This window comes from Nonlabens sp. (assembly GCF_051251825.1).
Classification (GTDB): Bacteria; Bacteroidota; Bacteroidia; order Flavobacteriales; family Flavobacteriaceae; genus Nonlabens.
In genome coordinates this window covers 61817-81084 of the sequence record NZ_JBPOGG010000003.1, presented here as the reverse complement: position 1 = coordinate 81084, position 19268 = coordinate 61817, and the positions used below count along the sequence as shown (strand labels likewise).

The following is a 19268-nucleotide window of genomic DNA, read 5'->3' as shown; positions in this document are numbered from 1 at the left end:
ATAAAGCATCTCTTATGCGAGTTGATAAATTTTTATGGTCCACTAGATACTTTAAAACAAGAAGTAAAGCAACAGACGCTGCAAAAAAAGGTCGCATAAGAGTAAATGAATCTATAGTCAAGCCAGCGAGAGATGTCTATCCTGGTGATATCATTAACTTAAGAAAAGATCAAATCGACTACGTTATTGAAGTCATGGATTTACCAGCTAGCCGTGTAGGTAATAAAATTGTTGATTTATATAGATTAGATCGCACTCCGAAAGAAAATTTTGAAGCCCGTAAAATGATTGAACTTAATCAAGATTATTATAGGCGCAAAGGAGAAGGAAGACCTACTAAGAAAGATCGGAGAGATCTAGGACAGGTACTAGGACAGCAAGATGAAGAAGAATGAAAAACTTAGATAAGGAATACTGGCAAGAAAGATACCTTACTAAGTCCACTGGCTGGGATTTAGGAAGTATATCTCGACCTATCAAGGAATATATAGATCAATTAACTGATAAGAATATAAAAATTCTCATTCCAGGCGCTGGCAATGCTCATGAAGCCATTTATTTGGTAAATAAAGGTTTCATGAACATTCACATATTGGATCTTGCCCAATTGCCACTTAAGAATGCACAACAGCAAATTCCTGAGTTACCGAGTTCATCGTTCATTAATGGTGATTTCTTTGAGCATGAAGGCAGCTATGACCTCATAATTGAACAAACATTTTTTTGTGCTTTAGAACCACGCTTTCGCGAAAGCTACTTAAAAAAGAATCATGAGCTTTTAAATAATAATGGAACAATTGCAGGTGTATTGTTTAATTTTGAACATAAAGTAAACGAGCCACCATTTGGAGGTTCAATAGATGAATATGAAACCTTATTTAAACCCTACTTTGAGATTGCAATAATGGAACCTTGTTACAACTCTTCACCAAGCAGATTAGGAAAAGAACTGTTCATTAAATTAAATAAAAGAACTTATGGAAACTAAAATACTTAATCACGATCAAGTTAAACATAAGATTAAAAGAATCGCATATCAAATTGCTGAAGTTTATTTAAATCATGACGAAATCATTCTAGCAGGTATCGCCGATGGTGGGTATGTTTTTGCTAAAAAACTCAAAACTGCATTGTCAAAAATTGTAAAAAGCGAAATCATCTTATGTAAGGTAGAAATGGATAAAAACGATCCATTAACAGGTGTTACCACATCACTTAAACCAGAAGAATATACGAATAAAGGTGTAGTACTTTGTGATGATGTCCTTAATAGTGGAACGACGCTAATTTATGGAGTGAAGCACTTTCTGAATGTGCCATTGAATAGATTTAAAACAGCAGTACTTGTAAATCGCAATCACAAAAAATATCCCGTAAAAGCTGATTTTAAAGGCATATCATTATCCACAACTATGGAAGAGCATATCAAGGTTAATATAAATGCCGAACCTTATAGTGTCATCTTAAAATAAATAACCAATAACCTCTTGTGCTATTTCATCAATATTTCTATCATCAACTTTTATATGATGCCTCGCTTGCTGATAATAAGGGCGGCGTTCAAATAAGTGTTTGCCGATGAATTCTAGCAAGTCTTCTTTAGTTTTAATATCAGTTATAATGGGTCTTGTGTTTCTCCCATCCCATAATCGCTCTGTCAGCGTTTGAATTCCAGCATTTAAATAAAACGTTTTTATGTTTTTGTGGGAATTAAGTATTTCCATGTGATTATAATAACATGGAGTTCCACCTCCTAGACTTAAAATCACTTTATCTTCACTTTCAATGACCGTTTTTAAATACTGATTTTCCTTTTTCCTAAAGTAAATAGCTCCATTTTCAGAAAATATTTTGGAAATATTTCTTTTTTCCTCTTTTTCTATATATCGATCTAAATCTATAAAATCATAATCCAACAGCTCACTAACTCGTTGTCCTACAACCGATTTACCACTTCCCATATAACCTAAAAAAACAAGCATTTATTTGTGATTTTATATTCAAAATTAGAACTAAAAATTTATTTCAAATTTATAGGAATAAAATAAGGTGAGTTTTAAAATTAGGTTTTATATTTGCACCCGCAATTAAGCAATACCGATCTGGTAGCTCAGTTGGCAGAGCATCTCCCTTTTAAGGAGAGGGTCCTGGGTTCGAGCCCCAGCCAGATCACTAGATTATTTTCTTTCAAAAGTCCTTAATTTTTAAGGACTTTTTTAATACCCGAGTGCTGGAATTGGTAGACAGGCACGGTTGAGGGCCGTGTGTGCTAGTCACGTGTGGGTTCAAGTCCCATCTCGGGTACTTTAAAAATCAGGTTTTGCCTGATTTTTTTTTATTTCTCAATTTACACTTCAATATATTTCCTCTCAAATCCTAAATCGTTTGTTAAATAAATTGCAAAATGTAGAATTTTAACTTAATAACTTTAAACACTTTCTAATTTTGTTTAATTTTACATACATGAAAGTAAAACAAAACTATTTTGATAAAGAGTAAATTTAGTATTAAGGATCTAGAAAACTTAAGTGGTATTAAAGCACATACTATAAGAATATGGGAAAAACGCTATAATCTTTTAACGCCTGAACGAACTAATACTAATATTAGAACTTATAACTTAGAAGCTTTACAAAAGATCCTAAATATATCCTACCTTAAAAATGTGGGTATAAAAATATCGGCTATCGCAGATTTGAATTCAGAAGATATTGAAGATCAAGTAAGGAGCTACGCAGAAAGAAATAATAAAAACGATCATGCCATTCAAGAATTAAAACTTGCTATGGTAAACTTTGACCAGCAAATGTTTCAAAGGGTTTATCAGAATTCATTGTTAGAACATGGCTTTAACGGAGTTTTTTATAATTTGTTCGTTCCATTTCTTGAAGAATTGGGCTATTTATGGCAATCCAAAACAATTAATATTGCTCATGAGCATTTTATTAGTCATTTAATAAAACAAAAGGTGCTCATTAATATTGAGAAATTACAATATTCCAAACCCACCAAGACCGATAAGACTTATATTTTATTTCTACCTGAAAATGAGATGCACGATTTAGGGCTGCTGTTTTTGAATTATGAATTACTTAAAAAAGGTTGCAACACAATATATCTAGGGTCATGCATGACCTTAGAATCTCTTCCGTTTTTTAAAAACAAAGAAGTAGAACCAACATTTATAACATACGTCACCGTACAACCTACGGAGAAAAAACTACCATTATTCCTTAAACAGTTCGATAAAAAAGTATCTGACAGCGAGGATGTTGAATTATGGGTTCTTGGTAGATTAGCTCAAAAAATTAATCAATCCGATTTAAAGTCAAATCAATACGTGTTCAAAGGTGTATCAGAAGTGATAGAAAACATTCAAAATCCTGTAACAGCATGAGCAACAAAATAGCAGTTATAGGTTCTGGTTTTGCTTCATTATCAGCGGCATGTTACTTGGCTCAGGCTGGGAACAAAGTTACTATATATGAAAAGAATAATACCGTAGGTGGAAGAGCACGTAGACTAATTAAAGATGGTTTCACCTTTGATATAGGCCCATCTTGGTATTGGATGCCCGATATATTCGAACGTTTTTTCGCAGATTTTGATAAAAAACCTTCTGACTATTATCAACTGGATAAATTAAGTCCTGCTTATGCTGTCGTCTTCAAAGATGAGACTATTGAAATAGGAGATAATCTTGAAAAAATCAAAGAAACATTTGAACGTATAGAACAAGGAAGTTCTCAACCTCTTCAACAATTCATTAACAATGCAGAAGAAAACTATGACATCGCTATTAAAAAGTTGGTGTACCGTCCGGGAGAATCACCTCTAGAATTAGTAACACCGCAAACAGCAAAAAAAGTAGGAGCTTTTATGAGCAATGTCTCTAGAGACGTTCGCAAAAAGTTCGCAAACCCTAAACTGATTTCCATTCTAGAATTCCCAGTATTATTCCTAGGTGCCACACCGCAAAACACTCCTAGTTTTTATAATTTCATGAACTATGCAGATTTTGGCTTAGGAACCTGGCATCCTAAAGGTGGAATGTATGAAGTGATTCTTGCCATGGAAAAATTGGCTGTAGAGTTAGGTGTCACAATTAATACTAACTCATCAGTATCTGAAATAAAAGTAGATGATCAAAATTGTGCTGCGGGAATTGTAGTTAATGGGGAAACACTTGATTACAAAACAATTCTTTCTGGTGCAGATTATCATCACTCTGAGACTTTACTACCTCAAAAAAACAGACAATATTCAAAAGCATATTGGGAAAAGAAAACCTTTGCTCCTAGTTCATTAATATTCTATGTTGGGTTTGATAAAAAATTACAAAACATAGAACACCATAACTTATTCTTTGATACTGATTTTGAAAAACACGCTCACGAAATTTATGAAGATGCACAATGGCCGGAAGATCCATTATTTTACGCTAACTTCACATCAGTGACAGATGATAGTACTGCTCCCGAAGGCTGTGAAAATGGCTTCTTTTTAATTCCTCTAGCACCAGGTTTAGCGGATACACCAGAACTTAGAGAGAGGTATTTTAACATTATCATGAAACGTTTCGAAGAACGTACCGACCAAAACGTCACAAACCATATACTATTTAAAGAATCTTTTTGTGTGAATGATTTCAAATCAGAATACAACAGTTATAAAGGTAATGCTTACGGTATGGCAAACACATTATTGCAAACAGCATTCTTACGTCCTAATTTAAAGAGTAAGAAAGTTCAAAATTTATATTTCACAGGTCAACTTACCGTACCAGGACCAGGAGTTCCTCCATCATTAATTTCTGGAAAACTAGCGGCAGGACTTATTAAAAAATACTCATAATATGAAAAGCCTATTCGACAAAGTTTCACGTCAGTGTAGCAAAGCTGTAACAAATAACTACAGCACGTCATTTTCTCTTGCGAGTAAAATGCTAGGTCCTACCATTAGACAGGATATACACAATATCTACGGTTTTGTGAGATTTGCAGACGAGATTGTAGATTCCTTTCATGATTATGATAAAAGAACCCTATTAGATCGTTTTGAGTCAGATCTTAAAAATGCTATCGATGAGAAAATCAGTTTGAATCCTATTTTAAATTCATTTCAAGAAACGGTTAATAGATACGACATTACACCAGACATGTACGGTGCATTTATTCATAGTATGAGATTAGATTTAGATAAGTCTATTTACCTAACTGATGAAGAATATAAAAACTACATTTATGGAAGTGCCGATGTTGTAGGACTTATGTCATTAAAGGTGTTTGTAAAAGGTGATCAAGCCACGTACGACTCTTTAAAAGACGATGCCATGCGATTAGGAAGCGCATTTCAAAAAGTAAATTTTCTTAGAGATTTGAAGGCAGATTTAGACGTTCTAGAAAGAAGTTATTTTCCTAACACTAACTTACAAGACCTTTCAGAAGAAGATAAAACAAGACTTATCGCAGAGATCAAAGAAGATTTTGACATAGGATTAAGAGGAATCAAACGACTACCTGTTGAAGCTAAACTAGGTGTCTACACGGCTTACGTTTACTATCGCAGACTGTTGACTCGATTAGAACGCACTCCATCTAAGGAAATAAGAAATGCCCGTATCAGAGTACCTAATTACGAAAAAATAGCACTATTAGCTAAAGGTTATGTGAGCTATCGCTTAAATTTGATATAGATGGACATACTTTTTTGGATACTTATTTTTCTAGTTACATTTTCAGTAATGGAATTTAATGCATGGTGGATGCACAAATACGTCATGCATGGTTTCTTATGGAATCTTCATGAAGATCATCATCATAAAAAACACGACAGCTGGTTTGAAAAAAATGATTTCTTTTTTGTTTTCTATGCTGTAATTAGTATTGGACTCAAGATTGCACATAGCGAACTAGACTTATGGTGGGCACTGCCAGTAAGTGCTGGAATATTTGCATACGGCATGGCTTACTTCGTGGTTCACGACATTTTTATACATCAACGTTTTAAGTGGTTACGCAAAGCAGATAATGTGTACGCTCGTGGAGTACGCAGAGCACATAAAGTTCATCATAAACATTTAGGGAAAGAAAAAGGCGAAAACTTCGGGATGCTTGTTGTTCCCTTGAAATATTTTAAATAATGGCTACGGCTATTGTTATAGGTTCAGGACTAGGTGGACTTGCAGCTGCAGTTAGGTTAAAACACAAAGGTTATCAAGTCACTGTTTTTGAACAAAATGACTATGCTGGAGGAAAACTACACGCTATTGAAAAAGATGGTTATCGTTTTGATCTAGGCCCATCATTATTTACCTTACCATATTTAGTAGACGATTTACATGCTCTATTTCCAGAACATAAAATTCCGTTTACATATCTCAAGAAAGAAGTAGGATGTCATTACTTCTGGGAAGACGGCACTATTTTTCATGCCTTTACTGACCAAAAAGAATTTGTAGATCACGCAGGAGATATTTTTGTTGAGTCTAAACGGATCTTGAACGACTACCTTGTAAAAAGTAAGTCAAGATACAACCTGACCAAATCATTATTTCTCGAAAAGTCATTACATAAAGTAAGTACTTATCTTTCCATTGACACTATTAAAGCGCTATTCAATGCTCCTTTTTTAGGATTATTTAATACACTTGATCAAGAAAATCAAGTTTTTAAAAACCCTAAGATGACGCAACTTTTTAATCGTTATGCAACTTATAATGGTTCATCACCTTATCAAACTCCGGGAATCATGTCTATGATTCCGCACCTGGAAATTGGAATTGGCACCTATTATCCACATGGTGGCATGCATCGTATTTCTCAATCACTTTATGAATTAGCACAAGAGATTGGTGTTGAATTCCGCTTTCGCGAAAGCGTATCACAAATCACTCATGACAACGGCAATGTCACTGGTATAACGACTAAAAACGGTGCTTTTAATGCAGATATAGTCGTTTCAAATATGGATGTCGTTCCTACCTACAAGAATTTATTAAGAAACGTAAAGGAGCCTAAAAAAACACTGGAACAAGAACGCAGTAGTAGCGCCCTAATTTTTTACTGGGGAATTGATAAAGAGTTTCCAGAACTAGATTTACACAACATACTTTTTAGCGAGGACTACCCTACTGAATTTGAATATATTTTTGAAAAAAAATCACTTTCTAATGATCCTACAGTGTACATCAATATCACCAGTAAAGAAACCAAAACAGATGCTCCTCAAGGTTGTGAGAACTGGTTTGTCATGATTAACGCTCCAGGAGATTATGGTCAGAACTGGGAAGAACTGATTGAAACAGCTCGTAAAAACATTATAGAAAAGATTAATAAATGCCTTAAAACTGATGTATCAAATCACATCGTTACTGAGTACATTTTAGACCCGAGAGGTATTGAAAAAAACACGAGCAGTTATCGTGGTGCCCTTTATGGTGCAGCGAGTAATGATAAGTTTGCCGCCTTTTTAAGACATCCTAATTTTAATAGTCAGATTAAAAACCTTTATCATGTAGGTGGTTCAGTCCATCCAGGCGGTGGTATTCCATTATGCTTACTCAGCGCACAAATCACCGCAGACTTAATTCCCGACGCATAATGAAAAGAGCTTTAATTATCTTTTTATGGGTCGTCCATATTTCTGCATTGATAGGTATAGCTTTAGGTTACAGCGATTTTTTTGTAGAAAAATCTCCTTTCACTCTTCTGTATCTCGCACTCGTACTTTTCCTTTATTACCCTATAGACTCTGTAAAAAAGACACTCCTTTTTGGATTATGCTTTATAGTTGGTATGGGCTCAGAATGGATAGGAGTTCATACAAGTTATTTATTTGGTAATTACCATTATGGAATACATTTAGGCCCTAAAATCGATGGGATTCCTTTATTAATAGGAATAAATTGGGGCATTCTCACATTTATAAGTCATGCTATAGCAACTTCATTTATTAAAAATAAGTGGATACAGATTATTGCAGGTGCAACTTTAATGGTTTTCTTAGATTTTTTCTTAGAACAAATTTGCGATTATGCAGGATTTTGGCACTTTGATGATGGAGCAGGATGGTTTAACTACGTTTGCTGGTTTGTTATTGCAGCGCTACTGCACCTCATTTTAGCTTATTACAAATTACGAGGCGACCGCAACAGTTCGTTACATTTGTATACGGTACAACTCATTTTTGCATCAGGTTTATGGATCATCATTACGACATAGCGATTATAGGAATGGGCTGTGCTGGCAGTCATGTCGTGCAGGAATTATTGCGTCATAAAACCACGCTCAAAGTGGTTGTTATTGATGATTTTAAGGCAAAGTCTCTTGAAAAAACTTGGTCGTATTGGGAAAAAGGAACAGGCCGTTGGGATCATTTGATCTCGCATAGTTGGGAAAAAGGCACATTTATAATGCCTACAGATTTGATACCGTTGGACCTCAATCCTTATGTTTATAAAACCATAGAAAGCCATGATTTTATCGCTTTCGCGAAAGCGGAATTACAAAAACATCCTAACTTCTCAATTATAGAAGAGAAAGTAAAAAGCGTATCTGGTGATGAGATACGCACAGTCCATTGTGACAGCACTGACATCACCACAAATCTCGTACTAGACAGTCGCATCGATCCGGCATTTTTTACCGATACAAAAGCAACTTCATTACAGCAGCATTTTAAAGGTTGGGTTATTAAAACAGAGCAACCTGCATTTGACCCAGAAGAATTTGTGATGATGGATTACCGGTTAATCGATGCCGGCACAACCAATTTTACCTATGTATTGCCCTTTTCTACCACTGAGGCCTTAGTGGAATTCACCTATTTTGCTAAGGAAATAGTAAGTGAAGAAACCTATGAGAAATACCTTAAAAAATACATCAAGGACCTTCTACAAATAGAAAGTTACACCATTGAGAAGACAGAACAAGGAATCATCCCAATGACCACGTATCGATTTGATCAACACCATGAAAAGAATCTGTTTAAAATAGGAACGGCTGGCGGCTGGGTAAAACCTTCTACAGGTTATAGTTTTAAGATGAGTGAGAAAAAAGCAGCGCAACTGGTAAATAATATTTTAAATCATCAAGTACTTCATCACCAGATGAATTCTAAAAAGTTTAGATTCTATGATGATATTATGCTAGATGTATTACATAGTGATAACGGTCGTGGCTCTAAAGTTTTTCATACGCTGTATAAGAAAAACAACATTAAGAAAATATTCAGCTTTCTAGATGAAGAAACGGTATTTAAAGAAGAGTTAGAAATTATGTTACCTATGACTTCTTATGCATTTATTAAGTCCTTTTTTAAGCAGTTATTTTAAGTCTTCAGGAATCTCAAAATCAGGCCAGCTGCCAGTAATTTTATAAGGCTGAAATCTAGTAAACATTTCTTCTTTATACCACTGCAATGCTTGAGTTTGTTGAACCGCATGTCTGTGATTCTGACTGCGGTAGGCAAACTTTTTTAATGCTCTAGCATCATTCCATAAGCTAAAGGTAGCCATTTGTGTCACAGGACGTTCTCCTACTCCAGCAGTAAATAACAAATTAGGATTGTCAACCAAATCTAATTGTGAAGTAGGTACATAATCCCAGAATTTCTTCAACATACTTAATTTGATAGTCGCTCTGGTAATGACTGAGATATAAGCGTTATTCTCATCAAGTGAATCGCTAGGTTCAAAAGGATTTTTCTTAGACCACTGACCATGAGCTTTAATACTTTTCATGTTAAACGTAAGTTGGTGCTCACTATGGTTTTGGTAACGTTTATAAAGTTTGGAACTTGCAAAAAAGTCTTTTGCGGTTTCTTCATTGTCCCAAACTTGTAATAATCCATAAACACTCCAGTCTGGTTTAGGATCAAAATTTTCTTTCCCAGAACCTAACAGTTTATAAAACTGCAACCCTTTTACTTTTTTCAAAGGACTATGCGCAAATTGCATCATCCCAAAAGCCCAAAGTTTCTCTTTAAAGCTTGGGTATTTAAAAAAAGTGAGTGTTGTGATTTGTTGTGACATGTCTTACAAAGATAGACCGCTATACAATTAATATGGTTAAATTGATGTTGTAAATATGAACCTATTTATGATTTATGAAATACCTTATACTTTTTCCTTTGTTTTTATTCATTTCCTGTAATTCAACTGAAAAGAAAATTACTGAATCTCCTATCTCAACTGAAATCGCTGAGAAACCTATTGAAGAAGCTATTGAAGTAATACCTGTCCCTATCGCAACTCATTTTGATTATCCAGTAGGCAAACCTAATGGTAAAGGTTATTACAACGCTCAAGCTTTTGGAAAGAATAATCATTTAGGAGATGATTGGAACGCAGTTACTGGTGGGAATACCGATTTAGGAGACCCTATTTATGCCATCGCAAATGGTAAAGTAACTTTTGCAGAAAATATAGGTGGTGGCTGGGGAAACGTGATTAGAATAACTCATCGTTTACCAGATAGTACTTTTGTAGAATCGCTTTATGCTCACTGTAATGAGATATTTGTTTCAAGAGATCTTCTCATAAAACGTGGTGCTCAAATAGGTACTATAGGAACTGCAAATGGAGCCTACTTAGCACATCTTCATTTTGAGATGCGAGATGATTTAGAATTACCCATTGGTGGTGGATATTCTAGAGATACTAATGGATATTTAATTCCAACTAAGTTTATAAAAGAGCATCGATAATTAAATGTATAAAACAAAAAATGCCTCTTGAAAACTCAAGAGGCATTTTGAATATAAATAGAAAACGCTTTTAATTAAGCAGCATTATCTTCTTTGATTTTGTTCAAAGCACTTCCTTTGTGAAACCACTCGATTTGAGCAGCGTTGTAAGTATGATTTGCTTTGATCGAGTCCTTAGAACCATCAGCATGAGTGATCTCGATTGTTAATGGCTTATCTGGAGAGAATTGTGCAAGATCTACAAAGTTGAAGTTATCATCTTCTTGGATTAGATCATAGTCTGCTTCGTTTGCAAACGTAAGACCTAGCATTCCTTGTTTCTTTAAGTTGGTCTCATGGATACGTGCAAATGATTTTACAATCACAGCGACAACACCTAAGTGACGTGGCTCCATGGCAGCATGCTCACGAGAAGAACCTTCACCATAATTATGATCGCCTACAACAACTGAAGGTATTCCAGCAGCTTTATAAGCTCTCGCCGTTGCTGGTACAGCTCCATATTCACCATCTAACTGATTCTTAACAAAGTTGGTTTGCTTATTATAAGCATTAACAGCACCTATTAAACAGTTATTTGAAATATTATCTAAGTGACCTCTATAACGTAACCATGGTCCAGCCATAGAAATATGGTCAGTAGTACATTTACCAAATGCTTTAATCAACAGTTTAGCATTATTTACATTAGTCCCTATAGGTGTAAATGGCTCTAACAATTGAAGACGCTCAGAATCCTCAGCAACTTTAATCTTTACTCCACTACCATCTTCTTGTGGAGCAAGGTAACCGTCATCTTTTACTTCAAAACCTTTAGGAGGTAATTCCCATCCTGTTGGCTCATCCAGCATTACTTCTTCTCCATCTTCATTGATCAACTTATCAGTGATAGGATTAAAATCTAATCTTCCTGCAATCGCAATCGCAGCAACCATTTCTGGTGATGCTACAAAGGCGTGTGTGTTAGGATTCCCATCTGCACGTTTTGCAAAGTTTCTATTAAACGAGTGGATGATAGAGTTCTTAGGTGCATTTTTAGGATCACTGTAACGTGCCCACTGACCGATACATGGTCCACAAGCATTTGTAAAGATCTTAGCATTTACACTTTCAAAAACTCCTAAAATACCATCACGCTCTGTCGTGTAACGTACTTTTTCAGAACCTGGATTAATACCAAATTCTGCTTTAGTAACTAGTTTTTTATCAATAGCTTGTTGAGCTACAGAACTTGCACGAGAAAGGTCTTCATAAGAAGAGTTAGTGCAAGAACCTATCAGTCCCCATTCTACCTTAAGCGGCCAGTCATTTTTAGTTGCCTTTTCATTCATAGAACCTACCTCAGTAGCTAGATCTGGAGTAAATGGTCCGTTAATGTGTGGCATTAAAGTATCAAGATTAATCTCGATTACCTCATCAAAATATTGTTCTGGATTTGCGTACACTTCAGCATCACCAGTTAAATGTTCTCTTACCTCGTTTGCAGCATCAGCAATGTCTGCTCTTTCTGTAGCACGTAGGTAACGTTCCATAGAATCATCATAACCAAAAGTAGAAGTCGTTGCTCCTATCTCTGCTCCCATGTTACAAATCGTTCCTTTTCCTGTACATGAAAGGTTGATAGCTCCATCTCCAAAGTATTCTACAATCGCTCCAGTTCCACCTTTAACAGTTAGAATCTCAGCAACTTTAAGGATTACATCTTTAGGCGCTGTCCATCCTGATAGTTTACCAGTTAATTTGATACCGATAAGTTTAGGAAATTTCAATTCCCAAGCCATTCCAGCCATAACATCTACAGCGTCTGCTCCACCTACACCTATGGCAACCATTCCTAATCCACCAGCGTTCACGGTGTGAGAATCTGTACCTATCATCATTCCACCAGGGAATGCATAATTTTCTAATACAACTTGGTGAATAATACCAGCTCCTGGTTTCCAGAAACCGATTCCGTACTTATCTGACACTGATTCTAAGAAATTAAAAACCTCGTTAGAAGTATTCAACGCGTTCTGAAGATCTGAACTAGAGCCGTTTTTTGCTTGAATTAAGTGATCACAATGTACCGTTGTAGGTACTGCTACTTCAGTTTTACCTGCTTGCATGAATTGAAGCAAAGCCATTTGAGCCGTTGCATCCTGACATGCGATACGATCTGGTGCAAAATCCACATAGTCCTTACCTCTTGTAAAAGGTTTACCAGGTGTTCCATCCCAAAGGTGAGAATATAAAATCTTCTCAGCTAGTGTAAGTGGTTTACCAGTAAGTGCACGAGCTTTAGCAACGCGACCTGGCAACTCAGCATACACCTTTTTAATCATATCAATATCAAAAGCCATATATCTAAATTTAGTTTGTCATTTTTTCAGTGTTGCGAAGTTACAAAAAAGGAGTGATTTTTAAAAATACTCAGTAAAACTCACGATTCTTTGCAATATCCTCAATAATTCGATTCGTTCAACTCATTAAACTAGTCAAATTGATAAAAATAGTAGGTGAAAATTACGAAATTGGTAATTTTGCTTTCGCGAAAGCGTGAATTTCATAACCAGAATAAAAAATAAATCTACTTTTTAAGAGCAGTTCTAAGCACAAAATAAACAGCAGCAAGATCTACTGTATAGCCTACCACTAAAAAACAGGTGCTCCATGTAGCATGAGATTCCTTATAAAAAGCACCAGCACCTACTAAAATACCGCCTATTAAAAAGAGATATAATGCAATAGCATACTTGCGCATAATTACAAGATTTTTGCGATGATACTGTCTTCAGTATAACCTTCGGCCTCAGCCTTATAGTTTTTAATGATACGATGTCTTAGAATTCCAGTAGCTACGGCTTTTACGTCCTCAATATCTGGACTGTATTTCCCATTTACTGCTGCATGAGTCTTTGCAGCAAGGATTAAGTTTTGAGAAGCACGTGGTCCTGCACCCCAATCAATGTATTCTTTAACAATCTCTGGAGCAGCGTCAGACTTAGGTCTGGTTTTACCTACTAGAGTCACAGCATATTCTATAACATTATCTGCCACAGGAATGCGGCGTACTAACTGCTGGAAATCAATGATTTCTTGCGCGTTAAATAATGCGTTTACTTGAGGTTTATGATTGCTTGTCGTTGCTTTTACAACATTTACTTCTTCCTCAAAAGATGGGTATTCTAAGTTAATGGCAAACATGAAACGGTCTAACTGTGCCTCAGGCAACGGATATGTTCCTTCTTGCTCAATTGGGTTTTGAGTTGCTAGTACAAAGTACGGTGCATCTAACTTATAGTTATGACCTGCTACAGTTACCGTTTTCTCTTGCATGGCTTCTAGAAGAGCTGCTTGAGTTTTAGGTGGAGTACGGTTGATCTCATCTGCTAGGATGATGTTTGAAAATACAGGTCCTTTTATAAATTTAAAAGTTCTGTTTTCATCAAGAATTTCACTTCCTAGAATATCACTAGGCATCAAATCTGGTGTAAACTGGATGCGCTTAAACTGTAAACCTAGTGCCTGCGAAATAGTATTTACCATTAAAGTTTTTGCAAGTCCTGGAACACCTACAAGTAAGGCGTGTCCACCGGCAAAAATGGAAATCAAGATTTGATCAACGACCTCATCTTGACCTATTATTATTTTGGCAATTTCTTTCTTAAGCTCTTGGTGTTTTTTAACCAAGTTATCTATAGCAGCAACATCTGACATGTGATCTGTGTATTATTTATTCCATTGATTTTCAAAATCACAACCTTTAAACTCATTTCCTATTTTAATATAGGTATCCTTGAGTTTATCTGACTGCCATTTTCTAATCGCTTTTACTTGTTTATCCTTTAAGGCAATATCTTTAATTTTAAGGTAATCTAGTGCATAGTCTGCTTTATGATCCTTAATCTTATTTATGATATAAATGATTTTAAATGTGGTACGACCTATTTGATCTTTTTCATCTATAATACCACTTATATCTCCTTTTTCTAAGAAGATGATTTGTCTCGTTAAATCTTCAGATAATCTAGTTAGATCAAGTCGAGCTTCACCTGTGTTAGGGTTTATTAATTTACCTCCATTTTTTGCTGTTTCCTTTTCATCACTCATTTCTCTTGCAGCTTGATCAAAAGTCATTTCTTTTAAAATGATTTTATCTCTAATCTTATCAAGATTTTGCTTTGCCTCATTTACTTGAGCCACGGCGATGTATGGATATAATAGAATGTGACGTACATCTCTTACTTGTCCTTTTATTTTATCTACTTTTAAAATGTGCCATCCAAAAATCGTTTCAAACGGCTCACTTATTTCACCTTCAGTTAATGAGAATGCTGCTTCCTTAAATTCTTTTACAAATGGATCACCTCTTTTAAGAGTTATTATTCCACCTTGACGTTCAGTAGCAATATCTTCAGAGAAGAGTGCTGCTTTTGCGGCAAAACTAGCTCCGTTATCAAGTACATCTTGTCTGTAATCTTTTAATTTATCTACTACTTCTTTTACGGCATCTTCACTCGGCTTAGGTTTTACAACAATTTGTGCCATTTCCACCTCTGTATTAAAGAGTGGTCTCTTATCTTCTGGTAAGTCATAGAAGAATGCTCTTACTTCCTCAGGAGTAATTTCTACTTCTTCAGTAATGCGTTGTTGCATGCGTTGTGCTAGTTTCATATCTCTTGTGATACGATTAAGTGCGCTGCGCAGTTCTGGCATTGAGCTTTTTTGGTATTTTTCTAGAACTTTCTCATCAGTTCCTAGTATGCTTTTAAAATAAGCGATACGTTGATCTGTCTCTGCCTCAACTTCTTGATCGCTTACAGTAATACTGTCTTGAATAGCATGGTGAGCAAACATCTTTTCACGCAGGATACTTTCTATCAACTGACAGTCTGTTAATTCTCCTAGATCTTGATCTCCTTGAATTTCTAGTAACTGCTTTTTAATATCAGAATTAAGGATCACATAATCACCTACAACTCCAGAAACTCCATCGATTAATTCTCTTACTTGAACTACTGGCTTTACAGAATCTGCCTTACGCATAGCCATAAGCACTTCTTCTTTTACCTGCTCGTCAGATATTTGAAGTGTATCTGTTTGTGCTATGGACGCTTTCGCGAAAGCGAATCCTAAAACAACAAAGAGGAATCTATGGTTTAATTTTAAATTTTTTACTCTTGATAGCATCATCTAATAAATCTTTTTCTAATTTTTTAATGTAATTGAGTTTGCGCCTGTTAAGCAATACTTGTTTTATAGTAGGTTTTACGTAAGATAGTGGTGCATTATCACCACGGCGCAGTACATTATTGAATCGCACCAAATATACGCCAACGCTATCTTCTAATTTCCAATATCTACCTTCTTTTATATAGGAGTTTTCATTTGTGGGATTGATCGCTGTAATTCTATCGTAAACCACATTTTTCTTTACCCAAATTGTATCGTTTAAAAAGTAGTTTTTAAATCCTAAAGCTAGACTATCGAGCTGGCGTAGGGATAGTGAGTCACCTTTTGCAAACAACTTTTGTACTGTATTAAAGTCTGCATATAATGGATCTAGTTGTAAGTAACGAAACTGAATAAGATCTTCATTAAGCTTAAAATCCTTGTTATTTTCTTCAAAATAACTGTCGATTTCTTGAGGCTTGATTACCGTATCTAGATTTTGCATGGTAAGCTTTTCTTTATAAGCTTGAGAGTACAATTCAAATCTGTATTTCTCGATGAGCTTATCGAGTTGCTCTTGTCTATCTAGTGATATGTTATTACGAGCATTTTGCATTAACAATCGCTCTGTCGCCCAACTATCTATATATCTAGAAACTATAATGGTAGAATCTTCTGCAGTATATTCAACAGGTAGCAAATTTTCTATATCTTCTTGAGTTAAGTATGCATCACCTACCATGACTACAGCATCCAGCGGCTCTGCCTTCTGGAAATACTCGCAAGATGAAAGTAAGCTAGCAATAGCTATGTATAGAAAGTATTTACGCATTCTTCTCAATAGCTTTTTTCACTTTTTTAAAGGTCTTTTTATTCAATTTAATTTTCCTGCCATTTCTCAATGAATCGAGCCAGTCTTTTTCTAGCTGTTGCTGGTAATCATTAATGACAGCTCCACGAGCCTCATCAAGTGTTTTTTGAGTAGGTTCTAGAATCTCATTAACTACTATCACTTTGTAAAAACCTGTTTTCTTATCGTGGTAGATAGAAGAAACGCCTATTGTCACCTCAAAATTGTCTGGAAGACGATTATATGTTTCTTCCACGATTCCGCTAGAGATCATCACTTTAGTACGACCATCCACATTGAACTGTTCCTTAATAGCGGTTTTATCAGTTCCTTGCTCAAGTAACTTTTTAACTTCTTGAGCAACTTCTTCGGTTGTGTTTTGAGTCATAATGATATCCAGTCTACGTTTCCACTGGTATTTTTCTTTATGCTCGTTATAATATGCTTGCTGACCTAGAGAATCTTCTTTGGCCTTATTCCATATTTTAGTTTCTAGTAAATCAAAAAGCAGCAATCCTTCCTTATACTCATTATATATAAAAGCAAAATCTTTATTTTCAAATTCGAGATTCTCATCATAGTAAGCAGCAATAGAACTATCGATGTAATCATCATAGAGCTTTTTTATTTTTTCTTCTTTACTCGCATAATTTGTAAAATCCTTTTTCTGACGTTGCATTACAAATTTGTAGAAATCACCATAAGTGTATTTCTTGTCTTTAATCTCAAATACTGTTTTCTTAACTGTCGCATGATTCAAATCATACTGCCATTTATTAGGCATAATAGAATCTGTGATTACTTGATTGAGAACAGCAAGAACATCGTCAGACCTTGTTACCTGATATTTTTCTCTGAGGTTTTTATTGAAAGAATCTGTGATCTTGCGAGCGCGAGGTGCTTTTCTAATCTTATCTGTTATAGTTGCTTCAAGTTCTTTAAAACCACCTAAAGGATGTTTTTCAATAAGCTTAACAATGTGCCAACCAAATTTAGTTTCAAAAGGCTCAGAGTATTGTCCTTTTTCTTCTAAGCCAAAAGCAGTATCCTCAAATACAGGGGCATTTAATCCACCAGTACCAAAACGGTCTAGTTTTCCTCCTCGTGGACCCGAATTCATATCATCAGAGAACTCACGAGCTAGCTCTTCAAACTTCCCTGTTTCTTGTAATTGTTTATAAACTTCTTTAATGCGCTTTTCGGCTGTTTTCTCAGTTGCATCTCTAGAATCCATAGTCATGATATGCGCTACTGTAACTTTTCCTCTAGCCTTACGATCTTCATATATCTTAACGATATGATAGCCATAATCTGTTCTAAATATTTTTGAATGCTTCCCTACAGGTGTTTCAAACGCAGCTGTTTCAAAAGGATATACCATTTTAAAAACACTGAACCATCCTAACTGACCTTCATTTCCAGCGCTAGGACCTTCACTTTGAGCTCGAGCAATTTGCGCAAAATCGCCACCTTTATCTAGTTCTGTTTTTATAGAATTGATTTTATTCCACGCTCTGAGAGTATCTTGTGGTGCATCTCCAGGACCTACTTTTACAAGAATGTGACTTGCTTTTACTTCACGAGTCATGCGATTGTAAGCCTCTTGAACGAGTGCGTCAGTTACCTCAGTGTCTGTAAGGTAAGCTTGAGCTAGACTCTGTCTGTAATTTTTAAGTTCTTTCTTGTAAGACTCCTTTTCATCCAGGCCTAGTTCATAAGCCTGATTTAATTTAAGCCTATAATCGATGTATAAGTCGAGATAGTTATCGATGTCTTTTTGTTCTTCATCCTGCACGACATCAAGGTTTTTGAGATATACTCTCATAAATGTCCCAGCATCATAAGATGTACCATCGATGGTGAGTAATGATTTATCTTCTAGTTCCTGAGCGACTGCTATTGAACTTAAGACAAGTAATAGTATCGTAAAAAAACGTTTCATAGAATTCATATTTTATCGCTTTCAAGGCCAGCAAAAATAACCATATTTTAACCCTACGCAAAACGCTTGCCATTCATAGATAGTATATTTTATTTGTGAAAGGTTTTACAAAAATCAACCGTTAGTTATAAAAGTTCTATCGACTCATGACTTATGATAAAAAGCGAGCATCAAGTAATCATAGAACAGCCCATTGAGACTGTCATGGAACTATTTAAAAATCAAGATTATTTTGCCGCATGGCAAAAAAGCTTAATCAGTTTTAAAAACACCACACCTACTGTAGGTGAAAAAGGAAGCAAGCGATCCATGAAGATAAGAGTCGCAGGAACAACTATCACCATGATAGAAGAAATCACAGCCATAGATTTACCTCATCTATGGGAAGCGACATACCGCACAAATGGTGTGATAAATAAACAAAGTAACCGCTTTAAAGAAATTGAACTTACTGAAAATGGTATTTCTCAAAAAGCTACTTTATGGGAAAGTACCGCAACTTTTACGTTTACAGGAATGATGAGACTGATCGCTAGAGGCAGACCACAATTATTTACAGCTCAAACGCACCAGCACATGGAAGATTTTAAGACCTTTGCAGCTTCAAAGTAATGA

Annotated in this window: 20 protein-coding genes and 2 tRNA genes; 14 read left to right on the top strand and 8 right to left on the bottom strand. The window is 35.4% G+C overall.

The genetic code is table 11. The annotated features are described in order from the left end of the window. The first annotated feature begins 14 nt into the window (after nucleotides 1-14). From ACSHWW_RS05395 to ACSHWW_RS05385, 3 genes are read left to right on the top strand one after another with little or no spacing between them, the layout of a single operon-like run. Nucleotides 15-395 carry an RNA-binding S4 domain-containing protein gene (locus ACSHWW_RS05395; protein ID WP_435681402.1) on the top strand — a complete coding sequence of 127 codons (381 nt, stop codon included), beginning with the start codon at nucleotides 15-17 and terminating at the stop codon, nucleotides 393-395. Continuing rightward, on the top strand, nucleotides 392-988 hold the full coding sequence (locus tag ACSHWW_RS05390; protein WP_435681401.1) for an SAM-dependent methyltransferase: 597 nt from the start codon (nucleotides 392-394) through the stop codon (nucleotides 986-988). Before ACSHWW_RS05395 ends, ACSHWW_RS05390 begins: the two co-directional genes overlap by 4 nt. Then, nucleotides 978-1472: a phosphoribosyltransferase family protein gene (locus tag ACSHWW_RS05385; RefSeq protein ID WP_435681400.1), complete on the top strand. Its 495-nt coding sequence runs from the start codon at nucleotides 978-980 to the stop codon at nucleotides 1470-1472. Before ACSHWW_RS05390 ends, ACSHWW_RS05385 begins: the two co-directional genes overlap by 11 nt. Here the strand turns inward: ACSHWW_RS05385 and ACSHWW_RS05380 are convergent. After that, nucleotides 1464-1982: a shikimate kinase gene (locus ACSHWW_RS05380; protein ID WP_435681399.1), complete on the bottom strand. Its 519-nt coding sequence runs from the start codon at nucleotides 1980-1982 to the stop codon at nucleotides 1464-1466. The two genes, ACSHWW_RS05385 and ACSHWW_RS05380, sit on opposite strands and share 9 nt — an antisense overlap. Before the next feature lie 117 nt (nucleotides 1983-2099). Between ACSHWW_RS05380 and ACSHWW_RS05375 the strand changes: the two genes are divergently transcribed. The 9 genes from ACSHWW_RS05375 to ACSHWW_RS05335 all read left to right on the top strand — a co-directional run bounded on the left by ACSHWW_RS05375 (nucleotide 2100) and on the right by ACSHWW_RS05335 (nucleotide 9334). Then, a tRNA-Lys gene (locus tag ACSHWW_RS05375) sits at nucleotides 2100-2172 on the top strand. A gap of 49 nt (nucleotides 2173-2221) precedes the next feature. Beyond that, a tRNA-Leu gene (locus ACSHWW_RS05370) sits at nucleotides 2222-2304 on the top strand. Between the two features lie 181 nt (nucleotides 2305-2485). Continuing rightward, complete coding sequence (locus ACSHWW_RS05365) at nucleotides 2486-3397, top strand: MerR family transcriptional regulator (protein ID WP_435681398.1); 912 nt, start codon at nucleotides 2486-2488, stop codon at nucleotides 3395-3397. Then, entirely contained in the window at nucleotides 3394-4854 is a 1461-nt protein-coding gene (locus tag ACSHWW_RS05360; protein ID WP_435681397.1) for a phytoene desaturase family protein, read from the top strand. Before ACSHWW_RS05365 ends, ACSHWW_RS05360 begins: the two co-directional genes overlap by 4 nt. 1 nt (nucleotide 4855) lies before the next feature. Beyond that, nucleotides 4856-5695, top strand: coding sequence for a phytoene/squalene synthase family protein (locus ACSHWW_RS05355; protein WP_435681396.1), 840 nt, complete (start codon nucleotides 4856-4858; stop codon nucleotides 5693-5695). Then, nucleotides 5696-6142: a beta-carotene hydroxylase gene (locus ACSHWW_RS05350; RefSeq protein WP_435681395.1), complete on the top strand. Its 447-nt coding sequence runs from the start codon at nucleotides 5696-5698 to the stop codon at nucleotides 6140-6142. Next, nucleotides 6142-7602 (top strand): 1-hydroxycarotenoid 3,4-desaturase CrtD, encoded by a 1461-nt coding sequence (crtD, locus tag ACSHWW_RS05345; protein WP_435681394.1) that lies wholly within the window; start codon nucleotides 6142-6144, stop codon nucleotides 7600-7602. Before ACSHWW_RS05350 ends, crtD begins: the two co-directional genes overlap by 1 nt. Beyond that, nucleotides 7602-8222 (top strand): carotenoid biosynthesis protein, encoded by a 621-nt coding sequence (locus tag ACSHWW_RS05340; RefSeq protein ID WP_435681393.1) that lies wholly within the window; start codon nucleotides 7602-7604, stop codon nucleotides 8220-8222. The genes crtD and ACSHWW_RS05340 overlap by 1 nt, the downstream gene beginning before the upstream one ends. After that, nucleotides 8201-9334, top strand: coding sequence for a lycopene cyclase family protein (locus ACSHWW_RS05335; protein WP_435681392.1), 1134 nt, complete (start codon nucleotides 8201-8203; stop codon nucleotides 9332-9334). Before ACSHWW_RS05340 ends, ACSHWW_RS05335 begins: the two co-directional genes overlap by 22 nt. Here the strand turns inward: ACSHWW_RS05335 and ACSHWW_RS05330 are convergent. Further along, the gene (locus tag ACSHWW_RS05330) at nucleotides 9326-10033 is read right to left on the bottom strand and encodes a DUF3291 domain-containing protein (protein WP_435681391.1); all 708 of its coding nucleotides are present in this window, start codon (nucleotides 10031-10033) and stop codon (nucleotides 9326-9328) included. The two genes, ACSHWW_RS05335 and ACSHWW_RS05330, sit on opposite strands and share 9 nt — an antisense overlap. A 74-nt stretch (nucleotides 10034-10107) precedes the next feature. On the opposite strand from ACSHWW_RS05330, the gene ACSHWW_RS05325 reads away from it, so the two are divergent. Continuing rightward, nucleotides 10108-10707: a M23 family metallopeptidase gene (locus ACSHWW_RS05325; protein ID WP_435681390.1), complete on the top strand. Its 600-nt coding sequence runs from the start codon at nucleotides 10108-10110 to the stop codon at nucleotides 10705-10707. Nucleotides 10708-10781: 74 nt separating this feature from the next. On the opposite strand, the gene ACSHWW_RS05320 is transcribed toward ACSHWW_RS05325, so the two are convergent. From ACSHWW_RS05320 to ACSHWW_RS05295, 6 genes are all read right to left on the bottom strand, one after another. Beyond that, entirely contained in the window at nucleotides 10782-13049 is a 2268-nt protein-coding gene (locus ACSHWW_RS05320; protein ID WP_435681389.1) for an aconitate hydratase, read from the bottom strand. 227 nt (nucleotides 13050-13276) lie between these two features. Further along, entirely contained in the window at nucleotides 13277-13450 is a 174-nt protein-coding gene (locus ACSHWW_RS05315) for a hypothetical protein (protein ID WP_435681388.1), read from the bottom strand. A 2-nt stretch (nucleotides 13451-13452) separates the two neighbouring features. Further along, complete coding sequence (locus ACSHWW_RS05310; protein ID WP_435681387.1) at nucleotides 13453-14406, bottom strand: AAA family ATPase; 954 nt, start codon at nucleotides 14404-14406, stop codon at nucleotides 13453-13455. Nucleotides 14407-14418: 12 nt separating this feature from the next. Next, nucleotides 14419-15882 (bottom strand): peptidylprolyl isomerase, encoded by a 1464-nt coding sequence (locus tag ACSHWW_RS05305; RefSeq protein WP_435681386.1) that lies wholly within the window; start codon nucleotides 15880-15882, stop codon nucleotides 14419-14421. After that, a complete protein-coding gene (locus tag ACSHWW_RS05300) occupies nucleotides 15842-16693 on the bottom strand; it encodes a hypothetical protein (RefSeq protein WP_435681385.1) in 852 nt (283 codons plus the stop codon). The genes ACSHWW_RS05305 and ACSHWW_RS05300 overlap by 41 nt, the downstream gene beginning before the upstream one ends. Next, nucleotides 16686-18653: a peptidylprolyl isomerase gene (locus ACSHWW_RS05295; protein WP_435681384.1), complete on the bottom strand. Its 1968-nt coding sequence runs from the start codon at nucleotides 18651-18653 to the stop codon at nucleotides 16686-16688. The genes ACSHWW_RS05300 and ACSHWW_RS05295 overlap by 8 nt, the downstream gene beginning before the upstream one ends. A 153-nt stretch (nucleotides 18654-18806) precedes the next feature. Here ACSHWW_RS05295 and ACSHWW_RS05290 point away from each other — a divergent pair, with 153 nt between their 5' ends. Beyond that, a complete protein-coding gene (locus ACSHWW_RS05290; RefSeq protein ID WP_435681383.1) occupies nucleotides 18807-19265 on the top strand; it encodes an SRPBCC family protein in 459 nt (152 codons plus the stop codon). Nucleotides 19266-19268 lie beyond the last annotated feature (3 nt).

What these genes read in the sequence shown, in the direction of transcription:
- ACSHWW_RS05395 (WP_435681402.1), top strand. Translation starts at nt 15, where the DNA reads ATGCGAGTTGATAAATTTTTATGGTCCACTAGATACTTTAAAACAAGA.
- ACSHWW_RS05390 (WP_435681401.1), top strand. Translation starts at nt 392, where the DNA reads ATGAAAAACTTAGATAAGGAATACTGGCAAGAAAGATACCTTACTAAG.
- ACSHWW_RS05385 (WP_435681400.1), top strand. Translation starts at nt 978, where the DNA reads ATGGAAACTAAAATACTTAATCACGATCAAGTTAAACATAAGATTAAA.
- ACSHWW_RS05380 (WP_435681399.1), bottom strand. Translation starts at nt 1,982, where the DNA reads ATGCTTGTTTTTTTAGGTTATATGGGAAGTGGTAAATCGGTTGTAGGA.
- ACSHWW_RS05360 (WP_435681397.1), top strand. Translation starts at nt 3,394, where the DNA reads ATGAGCAACAAAATAGCAGTTATAGGTTCTGGTTTTGCTTCATTATCA.
- ACSHWW_RS05355 (WP_435681396.1), top strand. Translation starts at nt 4,856, where the DNA reads ATGAAAAGCCTATTCGACAAAGTTTCACGTCAGTGTAGCAAAGCTGTA.
- ACSHWW_RS05350 (WP_435681395.1), top strand. Translation starts at nt 5,696, where the DNA reads ATGGACATACTTTTTTGGATACTTATTTTTCTAGTTACATTTTCAGTA.
- crtD (WP_435681394.1), top strand. Translation starts at nt 6,142, where the DNA reads ATGGCTACGGCTATTGTTATAGGTTCAGGACTAGGTGGACTTGCAGCT.
- ACSHWW_RS05340 (WP_435681393.1), top strand. Translation starts at nt 7,602, where the DNA reads ATGAAAAGAGCTTTAATTATCTTTTTATGGGTCGTCCATATTTCTGCA.
- ACSHWW_RS05335 (WP_435681392.1), top strand. Translation starts at nt 8,201, where the DNA reads ATGGATCATCATTACGACATAGCGATTATAGGAATGGGCTGTGCTGGC.
- ACSHWW_RS05330 (WP_435681391.1), bottom strand. Translation starts at nt 10,033, where the DNA reads ATGTCACAACAAATCACAACACTCACTTTTTTTAAATACCCAAGCTTT.
- ACSHWW_RS05325 (WP_435681390.1), top strand. Translation starts at nt 10,108, where the DNA reads ATGAAATACCTTATACTTTTTCCTTTGTTTTTATTCATTTCCTGTAAT.
- ACSHWW_RS05320 (WP_435681389.1), bottom strand. Translation starts at nt 13,049, where the DNA reads ATGGCTTTTGATATTGATATGATTAAAAAGGTGTATGCTGAGTTGCCA.
- ACSHWW_RS05315 (WP_435681388.1), bottom strand. Translation starts at nt 13,450, where the DNA reads ATGCGCAAGTATGCTATTGCATTATATCTCTTTTTAATAGGCGGTATT.
- ACSHWW_RS05310 (WP_435681387.1), bottom strand. Translation starts at nt 14,406, where the DNA reads ATGTCAGATGTTGCTGCTATAGATAACTTGGTTAAAAAACACCAAGAG.
- ACSHWW_RS05305 (WP_435681386.1), bottom strand. Translation starts at nt 15,882, where the DNA reads ATGATGCTATCAAGAGTAAAAAATTTAAAATTAAACCATAGATTCCTC.
- ACSHWW_RS05300 (WP_435681385.1), bottom strand. Translation starts at nt 16,693, where the DNA reads ATGCGTAAATACTTTCTATACATAGCTATTGCTAGCTTACTTTCATCT.
- ACSHWW_RS05295 (WP_435681384.1), bottom strand. Translation starts at nt 18,653, where the DNA reads ATGAAACGTTTTTTTACGATACTATTACTTGTCTTAAGTTCAATAGCA.
- ACSHWW_RS05290 (WP_435681383.1), top strand. Translation starts at nt 18,807, where the DNA reads ATGATAAAAAGCGAGCATCAAGTAATCATAGAACAGCCCATTGAGACT.